7 protein-coding genes are annotated in these 11,896 nt (G+C 39.5%); 2 read left to right on the top strand and 5 right to left on the bottom strand.

The window, feature by feature from the left end; all coding sequences use genetic code 11:
- Positions 1-9: 9 nt before the first annotated feature.
- The 3 genes from SPAR10_RS03765 to SPAR10_RS03755 all read right to left on the bottom strand — a co-directional run bounded on the left by SPAR10_RS03765 (position 10) and on the right by SPAR10_RS03755 (position 5,876).
- The gene (locus tag SPAR10_RS03765) at positions 10-1,968 is read right to left on the bottom strand and encodes a peptide ABC transporter substrate-binding protein (protein ID WP_004250907.1); all 1,959 of its coding nucleotides are present in this window, start codon (positions 1,966-1,968) and stop codon (positions 10-12) included.
- A 161-nt stretch (positions 1,969-2,129) separates the two neighbouring features.
- Positions 2,130-4,097, bottom strand: a complete 1,968-nt coding sequence (locus tag SPAR10_RS03760; protein WP_004250904.1) for a peptide ABC transporter substrate-binding protein — start codon at positions 4,095-4,097, stop codon at positions 2,130-2,132.
- Between the two features lie 168 nt (positions 4,098-4,265).
- On the bottom strand, positions 4,266-5,876 hold the full coding sequence (locus SPAR10_RS03755) for a glycoside hydrolase family 13 protein (RefSeq protein ID WP_004250903.1): 1,611 nt from the start codon (positions 5,874-5,876) through the stop codon (positions 4,266-4,268).
- Between the two features lie 149 nt (positions 5,877-6,025).
- Here SPAR10_RS03755 and SPAR10_RS03750 point away from each other — a divergent pair, with 149 nt between their 5' ends.
- Complete coding sequence (locus SPAR10_RS03750) at positions 6,026-7,510, top strand: DUF1846 domain-containing protein (RefSeq protein ID WP_004250902.1); 1,485 nt, start codon at positions 6,026-6,028, stop codon at positions 7,508-7,510.
- Positions 7,511-7,667: 157 nt separating this feature from the next.
- Positions 7,668-9,143: a M protein trans-acting positive regulator PRD domain-containing protein gene (locus tag SPAR10_RS03745; protein WP_004250901.1), complete on the top strand. Its 1,476-nt coding sequence runs from the start codon at positions 7,668-7,670 to the stop codon at positions 9,141-9,143.
- A gap of 77 nt (positions 9,144-9,220) precedes the next feature.
- Here the strand turns inward: SPAR10_RS03745 and SPAR10_RS03740 are convergent, their stop codons facing one another.
- Both SPAR10_RS03740 and glmS read right to left on the bottom strand, forming a co-directional pair.
- A complete protein-coding gene (locus SPAR10_RS03740) occupies positions 9,221-9,748 on the bottom strand; it encodes a hypothetical protein (protein WP_004250900.1) in 528 nt (175 codons plus the stop codon).
- A gap of 104 nt (positions 9,749-9,852) precedes the next feature.
- Positions 9,853-11,661, bottom strand: a complete 1,809-nt coding sequence (glmS, locus tag SPAR10_RS03735) for a glutamine--fructose-6-phosphate transaminase (isomerizing) (protein WP_004250899.1) — start codon at positions 11,659-11,661, stop codon at positions 9,853-9,855.
- Positions 11,662-11,896 lie beyond the last annotated feature (235 nt).

Genomic DNA, 11,896 nt, shown 5'->3' with positions numbered 1-11,896 from the left:
TNTTTTTTATTATTTAACGTGACTTTCGAATTCTTTTTGACTCTTTTCGACTGAGTTTTTACGTTCTTGTTCCCATTTGGCTTTAGCTTCATCAAATTGAGCAGTTGTTACGACATCGGTTTGCAATTTCATGTACTTGTAGTTACTTCCAGTACCTTTGATTCCGACAAGTGAGTAAGCTCGTGTAAATGGTGTCACACGTGTTACTGAAGCACCACCACCGTTTGAATTTACAGGGAGCAATAGCGAACTATCAATCAGCCAAGCTTGTGCATCTGCATAATTTTCATAACGTTTGGCTACGTCTGTATTTTCTGCATCTGCCGCTTTCAATTTTTGAGTATATTGGTCCAATCCGATATTTGTAATCTTATCAGTATCCTTGCTTGGATCAAGTCCTAAAATCTTGAGATAGAATCCATCCTCAGCGTTGAAAGGATTAAGATAAGTCGATGGATCTTGGTAGTCTGCAGACCAACCATCCAAGTTCAAGTCATAATCATGATCAGCTGTGGTTGGCGCTTGGAATGTCGCATTACCATAGTCTTCTGTTGAAATTTGAACGACATCAATCACTACATTTTCTGACCCAAGAGTTGATTCGACCGATTGTTTAAGCGAATGAATCTTTGGAAGCAAGGTTTTATTAACTTGGTCTACAGGCAAGTCCAAATGAATCGGGAAGGTCACACCTTGTGCTTCTAGTTCTTTTTTAGCCTCTGCAAACCGAGCTTGTGCTTTTTCTTTATTGAAGTAGCCGTCTTGAGCGTCTTCAAGATTCATATTTGACCACTGTGTACCGTAGTTTACCAACTTAGATGAAACTGTCTCACCAAAAGTCTTGTCACCTACTTGCACGAAAGTTGGTGGCACAAGTGTGTTACGAAGAGTGTTTTTAGCTGCTTCCTCTCCATTAGACTGAGCCGAATAAGCTGTACGGTCAATTGCAAAGTTGATTGCTTGACGGAAATTTTTATTTAAAATCGCAGCTTGGGTAGCTTGTTTTTGCTCATCGCTAGTCTTAGCTGTATGATTGTATGTTTGGCGATTAACGTTAAAATTATAGTACCAAGAAGTCGCATCCTGTAAGCTATAGACAATGTTGTCCTTGTATTTTTCCTTTGTCTTAGCAAAGTTTGAACTATTTGGGTAGACACCGGCAGACGAGTAGGCTCCGCTTTCGAAATTACGGATCGTCATATCTTGGTCAGAACCATCAACATAAGCCAACTTAACTCTTTCAATCGTCACTTTTTCTTGGTCATAGTAATGAGGGTTCTTCATGTACTCAAGTGATGATTTTGATATGAATTCTTTTAACAAATAAGGACCACTGTAGAGAATGCTGTCTGGTTTCAATTCTCCAAATTCTTTACCTTTAGAAGTCAAGAACTCTTCATTGACAGGGAACAAGATACTATTGGTTGTCTTAGAGTTCCAGAATGGTTCTGGACGTGTCAAAGTATATTGGACAGTGTAATCATCTACAGCTTTCACACCAACATTTGAAAAGTCAGTATTTGCGCCTGTCACATAATCATCTAATCCCTTGATTGAGTTCTGAATCAAATCGAGAGCTTGACTCTTGTTATCAGCTGCATACTTGATACCTGTGACGAAATCTTGTGCTTTGATTGGGGCGTATTCTTCCCCGTCAGCAGTAAACCATTTAGCATCTTGACGAAGTTTATAAGTGTAAGTCAAACCATCCTTTGAAACACTCCAATCTTCTGCAAGAGCAGGAATGAGATTTCCATAATTGTCATTTTCAAGCAAACCATCTACCAAGTTGGTTACAACAGCGGTATTATCACCAGAGTAGTCCAACAGGTAGTTGAAGGTTGTCGGGTCTGCACCAAATGTTGACGAGTAGGTTTTAACATCTGATGCTGACTTCCCACACGCTGTCAATAAGATCGCCGCGGCAAGCGTCAACCCCGCTCCAATCAGTCGTTTTTTGAGTTTCATGATTCATTTTCTCCTTAAATGTTAGGTTTTATGACATAAGTCTATTTTATCAAATTTCACACTAAAAGTAAAGTTATTTAATTATTTGCCCTCTCGTCAGTATATGAAAAAAAGAAAGAAATCCCGCATAAAATCAGGATTTCCTTCATCGCTGTTTAAGATTATTTAACGTGTTTCGCTAACTCTTTTTGATATTTAGCATTTGTTTCAAATTTCTCTTTTTGCCATTTCTTGAGAGCTTCTTCGTATTCTTTAGTGGTTACAATATCATTTTGCAACTCTAAACCTTTAAATACAAACGGATCTCCCTTGATACCAACTTGAGAGTAGGCTTTCGAAAATGGTACTGTACGACTCACTGTAGGAGAACCTCCTGAAGATGCTACAGGAATGAGGAGTGAGCTATCAGATACCCAAGCCTGTGCTTTAGCATATTTTTCATAGCGTTTGTTAAGGTCGGTTGTTTCTGATGCTGCATCATCCAAGAGTTTCTTGTACTCATCAAGTCCAACTTGAGCCATGACTTCTGGATCTTTACCTTTTGTGATACCCAAGTGTTTAAGGGCAGAACCCTTCTTAGCATCCAGGATATTTAGATAGGTAGCTGGATCTTGATAGTCTGGTCCCCAACCAGTTCCATTCAAGTCATAGTCTTTTTGAGAAGGAACCTTAGCTTGAGAAGTAATACTCATTTTCTCATTATCTGTCATTTGAAGCACATCGATGACAACATTTTCAGTTCCAAGTGCTGCTTCGACAGATTGTTTGAGGGAGTTAGTTTGTTGAACAGCAATGACATCTGTTTGTTCAACTGGAATATCCAAATGTATTGGGAAGGTTACGCCCTTGGCTTGTAATTCCGACTTGGCTTTTTCAAAGGCAGCTTTTGCTTTTGTTGGATTGTAAAGAGTATCTTTACCATCTGTCAAAGCTACATCTTTCCACTGTTCTCCGTATGTTACCAGTTGCTCTTGAGCCAGTTCTCCGAAGGTCTTTTCACCAACCTGAACATAGTCGTAAGGGACAAGGCTGGTACGGATAATCTTGTCTGCACCTTCTTCACCATTCATCTGTGCAGAGTAAGAATGACGGTCAAGAGCAAAGTTGATTGCCTGGCGGAAATTTTTGTTGAGAAGCGCTTCTTTTGTAGAAGTCTTTTGTGCTTCATCTGTCTTTGCTGTTTTATTGTAAGACTGACGATTCACGTTGAAAGTAAAGTAATAGCTGGTCGCTTCTTGCGGACTATAGACAATCTTATCCCCGTATTCTTGCTTAGTTGAATCAAAGTTTGAACTTGTTGGGAAGAGACGAGCTGTTGTATAGGCTCCTGATGAGAAACTACGAATCAATGATTCTTGGTCAGATCCATCGTAGAAAGTAAGTTTGACGTGGTCAATCTTAACATTGTCTTTATCCCAATAATTTGGATTTTTTTCGTACTCGATCACTGATTTTGAAGTGAAGTTCTTCAAAATATATGGTCCATTATAGAGAATCCCTGAAGGTGTCGCTGCACCATAATCTTTACCTTGAGAATTCAGAAATTCTTCATTAACAGGGAGCATAGTCGCTGTTGTTACCTTAGAATTCCAGAAGCTTTCTGGCTGGTTCAAGGTGTATTGAACAGTGTAGTCGTCAATTGCTTTAACTCCAACTGTTGAGAAGTCATTGCTTTCACCACTGACGTATTCTGCCAAACCTTTGATAGAATCTTGGATCAGACTTAAGCCATCTGACTTACCATCAGCAGCATGTTTCAAACCAGTCACAAAGTCTTGAGCCTTGACCTCGGCGTACTCCTCACCTTCAGAAGTATACCATTTGACACCTTTACGTAGTTTGTAAGTATAGGTCAAACCGTCTTGTGAAACCGACCAGTCTTCAGCAAGAGATGGAATCAAGTTTCCGTATTTGTCATTTTCCAAGAGTCCGTCGACCAAGTTAGCAATGACGTCTGATGTTGAACTCTTACTAGTAACGCTATAGTCCAATGTTGATGGATCAATGGCATATACGTATGAAAATGTTGTAGGAGCATCTGCTTTTTTCTCTGTCTTTCCACAAGCCGCTAAAAGAAGAGCTGCACTCATCGTTATCCCTGCTACTGCGAGCAACTTTTTCGATTTCATCGGTATTCTCCTTTAAAATACTATTTTTCACCATTATACCCTATTTTTTTATAAAAGCAAGGGCTTTTATGCAATTTTTTAGAAAATTCAAACTAATATTTTTTTAAGAAATTTCTACACTTATTTTAGAAAAAACTCAAGCATCTTGGATACTTGAGTTTTTTAGGTTTAATTGGCCAATTCGACACAGAATGCATCCCAAGGAGCCAAGAGTTGTTTCTCTAAAGCATCTTCTACTGAGGTATTTTCAATCAAGATAGACTTGACTGGCTCTTCTACTGTAAACTCTTGCTGTTGGTTGGATAAATTGGCTATCACTAGGAAACGACGGTCTCCTTCTTTACGGATATAAGCAAAGACTTTTTCAGCCGTTTCTAGCAGTTCAAAGTCAGCACGAATCAACCAGCTATTTTCCTTACGAAGTTTTACCAATTTTTGATAGGTATAGAAGATAGAATCTGGATTTGCTAAAGCCTCTTCTACATTAATCTTCGCATAGTTTGGATTGACTCCTAACCATGGTTTCGCGCTTGAAAATCCTGCGTAGTCTGTCGTGTCCCATTGCATTGGCGTACGAGCATTATCGCGTCCAATCACACGAATGCTATCCATAATTTGCTCTAGCGGTACACCTTGTTCTAGCGCTTCTTTGGCATAGTTGAGGGATTCAATATCTTCTACTTGCTCCAAGTTTTCAAATGGGAAATTGGTCATGCCGATTTCTTCGCCTTGATAAATATAGGGTGTTCCTCTCATAAGATGAAGCAAAATTGCATACGCTTTAGCAGATTTTTCGCGGTATTCTCGGTCATTTCCCCAGATAGAAACGATTCGTGGAAGGTCATGGTTATTCCAGAAAAGGGAATTCCAGCCATCCTCAACTCCTAACTCTGTCTGCCACTTGTTGAAAATCTCTTTTAATTTCCCTACATTTAGCTCTTTTTGGTAGTGCCACTTAGGTTGTCCTTCCTGATACTGAAGACAGATATGTTCAAATTGGAAGACCATAGACAACTCTTGACCTTCTGGATTCGAATATTTCTTGGCCTCTTCTGGATTTGCTCCCCAAGTTTCCCCTACTGTCAAAAGGTCTTTGCCGCCGAAAGTAGCCTGATTCATTTCCTTGAGGTAAGTATGAAGCATGGGACCATTGTTGACAACCTTCTGGTCAGGTATCTTCCCAATCATGTCAATAACGTCCATACGGAATCCACCAATCCCTTTATCAATCCAGAAATTCATCATCTCATAGATTTTATGACGGAGCTCTTCGTTTTCCCAGTTGAGGTCTGGTTGTTTCTTACTGAAAAAGTGTAGATAGTATTGACCAGACTTTTCATCGTATTCCCAAGCAGAACCACTAAAAGTAGAGGTTAAATCATTGGGTTTATCTCGCCAAATATAGTAGTCACGTTCGGGACTTTGAGGATTTTCACGCGCTTCAATAAACCAAGCATGCTCATCGGATGTATGATTGACAACCAAGTCCATGATGATTCGAATATCTCGTTTTTTGGCTTCAGCAATCAGCTGGTCCATGTCTTCCATGGTTCCAAAGATAGAAGCGATGTCTTGATAATTGGCAATATCATAACCATTATCATCCATTGGACTGTCATAAACTGGAGAAAGCCAAATTGCCGTAATTCCTAGCTTAGCTAGATAGTCTAACTTGCTAGTAATTCCTGGTAAATCACCAATCCCATCTCCATTACTATCCTTGAAGCTTTTAGGGTAGACTTGATAGACAACTGCATTATGCCACCATTTTTCTTGCATATTTTCACCTCTTTTAAATTCACTTTACTCCATCATAGACTTTTTTCCTCGTTTATGCAAGCGTTTGCTTTATCTTTTTTTCTTACTTTTGTGACTCTCTAGTTTCTTATCTTCTATTTTTTTATATAATAGAAGTCAGAGGTAAAAAAATGAAAAAACAAGCTTTTAGTTCTGAACAATATTTGAATCTGCAACGCGACCATATCTTGGAACGCATCAACCAATTTGACGGCAAACTCTACTTGGAGTTTGGTGGCAAAATGCTAGAAGATTTCCACGCTGCTCGTGTCCTTCCTGGATATGAACCAGATAATAAAATCAAACTCTTACAAGAATTGAAGGAGCAAGTTGAGGTTGTTATCGCTATTAACGCTAGCAATATCGAGCACTCAAAGGCTCGTGGTGACTTGGGCATTTCTTATGACCAAGAAGTGCTTCGTTTGATCGATAAATTCAATGAACTTGGTATCTTTGTTGGTTCAGTTGTCATTACTCAATATGCAGGCCAACCGGCAGCTGATGCCTTCCGTAATCAATTAGAGAAAAATGGGATCGACTCTTATCTCCATTACCCAATCAAGGGTTATCCGACAGATATGGACCATATCATCTCTCCTGAAGGTATGGGGAAAAACGACTATATCAAAACGAGTCGCAATTTAATTGTCGTTACTGCTCCTGGACCTGGTTCAGGTAAGTTGGCAACTTGTATGTCTAACATGTACCACGACCAACTGAATGGCATCAAATCTGGTTATGCTAAGTTTGAAACCTTCCCAGTTTGGAATCTACCTCTCCATCATCCGGTTAACTTGGCTTATGAGGCTGCTACTGCAGACCTTGACGATGTCAATATGATTGACCCATTCCATCTCCAAACTTATGGAGAAACTACCGTCAACTACAATCGTGATATCGAAATTTTCCCTGTTCTCAAGCGTATGCTCGAACGTATCTTGGGTGAATCTCCTTATGCATCTCCAACTGACATGGGTGTAAATATGGTTGGTTTTGCAATCACTGATAACGATGCTGCAATTGAAGCATCGAAACAAGAGATTATCCGTCGCTACTACCAAACAGTTCTCGACTTCAAGGCTGAAAAAGTTGCTGAGTCTGCTGTCAAGAAAATCGAACTTCTTATGAATGATCTCGGCATCACGCCAGCCGACCGTAAGGTTGCTGTTGCCGCTCGACAAAAAGCTGAAGAAACAGACGGGCCTGCTCTAGCACTTGAGTTACCTTCTGGTGAAATTGTCACTGGTAAGAACTCGGAACTCTTCGGTCCAACAGCAGCTGCCGTGATCAATGCTATCAAGAAGTCAGCGAACATCGATACCGAAACAAAATTAATTGAACCAGAAGTGGTGAAACCAATCCAAGGTTTGAAAATCAATCACTTAGGTAGTCGCAATCCACGTCTTCATTCTAACGAGATTCTTATCGCTCTTGCAATCACAGCTATGCAGAATCCTGATGCAGACCGCGCTATGAAAGAACTCGGGAACCTCAAAGGAAGCGAAGCTCATTCTACGATTATCTTAACAGATGAAGACAAGAATGTTCTCCGTAAATTGGGAATTAACGTAACCTTTGATCCCTACTACCAATACGACCGTTTATATCGTAAGTAGATTGAAGACTAGTAAGAACTTCTTATCAAGTATCACCCCTCTTCGATAGACTTCGAATCTCTCTTAAGGGGTGACTTTCTTTTATGCTAGAATTCTGACAATCTCCAATTATCTTCTTTTCTAATTATTCTAACATTACTTCGGGAGTTTATTAAAAATGAGAGAATTACTCAGTCAAAAAGAGCAAAGGCAATTAAAGATTTTAGAATATTTGTTTGAAAATCCTGATTGGATTTACCTAGATGATTTATCTAAAACCATTGGACACAATGCTCGCATCATTAAAAGTGATATCAAAGAATTACGTGAAATCTTTCCTGATTTTGATATTCGACACTCAACTGCGGGGATTATGATGGTGAATACGAAAAATAATGGCATCGAGCGAATTTACCAATATTTTTTACAGACGTCTGAGTATTTTCAAATTTTAAAAGCATTTTTCCTTTTGGACAGCCCCTTTACCTATGAGCATCTTGCCGAATCTCTGGATATTTCCCTTCCTTCTTTGAGAAAGAAAATTGCGGATATCAATAAGACACTTGATGGAACTTACCGCTTCAAGCTCAAGGTAACCCCAATCTCTATTATTGGAAATGAAAAAGATATTCGATTTTTCTTCTCCCAATTTTTCCACGAAGCTTATAATTTTCTGGACTGGCCCTTTGAGGAGGTTAAGGAAGAAAAAATAAATGATTTTGTCTCTTTCTTCATCAATTTGGCGAAATTCCCTGCAAAATATCAAAATCTTTACCAAATCAGAACGCAGGCTACAGTCGATTTGCACCGAATGAAGAGAGGATATTTCGTTCAGTTATCAAAACAAAACATTTCCTGGTTAAATCCTATTTTCGACCAACTACCCGATTTTCAACATCAGTTACAAGAATTGGCCCAAGCACTTAACATTGATATCAATCCGGAAAATCTCTATCAAATCTTCAGTCCATTTGCTGAACCTAGTCTCTTCTTCACAGTCGAAGACTTTCTAGCTGCTCGTCAATCTGACGAAAAAGTTAATTTGTCCTATCATGCTGCACGAGACATTCTGGACAACTTAACTCGAAGATTTAGTGTTCAATTTTCAAATACGGATACTTTAATTTGGAACTTGCACAATACTGCCTTACTCGAGCGAAGAGAAATCAACTCCGAATCGATCATTTCACAAAATAAAGACTATACACTTGGAAAGATTAAAAAATTCTTCCCTAATTTTTATGAAGCAACAGTCTTTGAAATGATGCGCTATAAGAATATTATGGGACAAAAGGAGAAGATACCTGCTCTTTCTCACCTGATCTACACCCTGTTTACTCACGCAGAGGGGCTTACAGATCAATTATTTGAACATAAAAAGAAAGTCAAAGTCTTAGTTCTTAGTGAGTATGACTTTGCTCATCCAGAATTCTTGATATCTCTCTACGAATTCCATACTTCAAATAACATCCAGTATGAAACTTGGGATAAAGAAACCCTAAATATCGAAGAAATTAGGCAAAGTGACTATGACGCTATTATCACTAATTTTGATATTAAAGAAATCGATAACAAGCGAATCATGAACATTAGCCGACTATCTATTCTGCAAGTTGTTAACGAACTCAATAAGATTTCCATGCAAGATTTATAATTTTAAAAACCTCCTAGAAAGAATCTAGGAGGTTTTTAGTAATCTATGTTTTTCTACAGAATCATGAACCAAACACATTATTCAAAATCAAGAGTCTTATTCTTAATCACAAGTTTGGTATGAGCTGTTATATATTGTCGGTCAAGGGTTGTTGTAACTTCCCCTTCACCATTTATAATATGCCAAGCTCCATCTTTATGAACAACCATAGCAACTTCTTGTTTGTTTTTATCTTCATTCTTAACAGCCAAGGCATAGGCGTCATCGACCCCTTCTAGCAAGAGTTCTTTGTTGCTACTGAGTGTCAGTAGATAATAGGCTCCGTCTCGAACACCAATATCGTATTGTTGATTCACAAATATAGTTTTTTCGTAGCTAGGTCTTGGTTCAGAAGTCCCTGATCCATTTCCAAGAATACTTTTAAAAGTATTTTTTTGTTTTTCTGACTCTGCCTCTTCTTGAGATTTGATAAATTCCTGAACTGCAGCAATCTTTTCACTCTCTTGTTTCTTTGCAGCTCTCATTTGATGAATAATGACAGTCCGAATCAAAAACGAACTTGCTAACAAGAGTCCTATGATAGATGAAATTTTCCCCTTTTTCATTTCCGCTCCAATCTCCTTATACTTCACTATTAACGACTTTTCTATAGTATAACAAGATTTTTATAGGATGACAAGAAATGTTAGCATTTAGTAACAGGACTTCCTTATTCTACCGTTACAGACTTAGCAAGATTCCGTGGTTTATCCACATCGAGTCCACGGTGTAGAGTTGCAAAGTAAGCGACTAATTGTGTTGGTACGACCATTGAGATTGGTGAGAGGTAAGGGTGTACGGTCGTAAGAACGATATCGTCTGTATCTTTGGCAACATTTTCTTCTGCGATGGTGAGGACCTTAGCGCCACGCGCTGCCACTTCTTGGATATTTCCGCGAGTGTGGTTAGCAAGGACTGGATCTGACAAGAGGGCCAAAACAGGTGTTCCATCCTCAATCAAGGCAATGGTTCCATGCTTGAGTTCTCCTGCCGCAAAACCTTCACATTGGATGTAAGAAATCTCTTTGAGTTTGAGACTGGCTTCCATGGCTACATAGTAATCTTGACCGCGTCCGATGTAAAAAGCATTGCGTGTTGTTTCAAGAAGGTCACGAACCTTAGCATCAATCAATTCTTTTTCTGAAAGAGTTGATTCGATAGACTGAGCTACGATTGACAATTCGTGAACTAGGTCAAAAGCTTTGGCTTTTTCATTCCCATTTGCTTCACCAACCGCTTTTGCAAGAAAGGCAAGAGCTGCGATTTGCGCCGTATAAGCCTTGGTTGATGCTACAGCAATTTCAGGTCCTGCATGAAGAAGCATGGTATGGTTGGCTTCACGTGACAGAGTTGAACCAGGCACGTTTGTCACTGTCAAGCTTGGGATTCCCATTTCATTGGCCTTAACCAAAACCTGACGGCTATCAGCTGTTTCACCAGATTGACTGATAAAGATGAAGAGTGGTTTCTTGCTGAGAAGTGGCATACCGTAACCCCACTCAGAAGAGATACCGAGTTCAACTGGTGTATCTGTCAATTCTTCCAACATCTTCTTAGAAGCAAACCCTGCGTGGTAAGATGTTCCAGCTGCAAGAATGTAGATACGGTCTGCATCTTGAACAGCCTTGATGATAGCTGGATCAACCACTACTTGGCCAGCCTCATCTGTGTAGGCTTGGATCAACTTACGCATCACTGTTGGTTGCTCATCGATTTCCTTGAGCATGTAGTAAGGATAAGTTCCCTTACCGATATCAGACAAATCAAGTTCAGCAGTGTAGCTAGCACGCTCACGACTGTTGCCATCATAGTCCTGAACTTCGACGCTATCAGCCTTGACGATTACCAACTCTTGGTCATGGATTTCCATGTATTGGTTGGTCTCACGAATCATAGCCATGGCATCTGAGCAGACCATGTTGTAGCCATCTCCAAGACCGATCAAGAGAGGTGATTTGTTCTTGGCCACGTAGATAACATCTGGATTTTCAGAGTCGATCAAGGCAAAGGCATAAGAACCACGGATGATGTGAAGAGCTTTTTTAAAGGCTTCAAGTACTGACAAGCCGTCTTCTTCTGCAAATTTCCCAATCAAGTGAACAGCGATTTCTGTATCTGTTTGTCCCTTGAAGTTGTGTCCTGCAAGGTATTCTTCCTTAATTTCAAGATAGTTTTCGATCACCCCATTGTGGACCAAGACAAAACGTCCTGTCTCAGAGCGATGTGGGTGAGCATTATCTTCTGTTGGTTTCCCATGAGTGGCCCAACGAGTATGTCCGATACCAGTTGTTCCCTCAACCCCAGCTGTCTTAGCAGACAATTCTGCGATACGTCCAACAGCCTTGACCAAATGGCTTTCAGCACCACCTAGAACAAAAATCCCCGCAGAATCATAACCACGGTATTCGAGTTTTTCAAGTCCTTGAATCAAAATGTCAGTTGCATTTGTGTTTCCAACAACACCAACAATTCCACACATAGTATATACGACACAGACCAGCTGTGCTTTCTCCTTAAAATTGGTATAGTCTGATTTTCTGTTTTTAGAATCAGCGAAAACAGTATATAATTGTTTCTTTCACTTGTCAAGAATAAAAATTGGTATAGTTCAATTGCTTTTAAACAGCAAACAAAAAACCATTCAAGAAACAGCTCTTGAACGGCTGGAAATTATAGTTGTTTTCAGTGTTATTATTGCAACAAATATATCTAAG

The sequence above is a fragment of the Streptococcus infantis SPAR10 genome, assembly GCF_000279535.1.
In the GTDB taxonomy this organism is placed as follows: domain Bacteria; phylum Bacillota; class Bacilli; order Lactobacillales; family Streptococcaceae; genus Streptococcus; species Streptococcus infantis_I.
The sequence above is the reverse complement of the archived record's forward strand: the minus strand, read 5'-3'. Positions and strand labels throughout refer to the sequence as shown.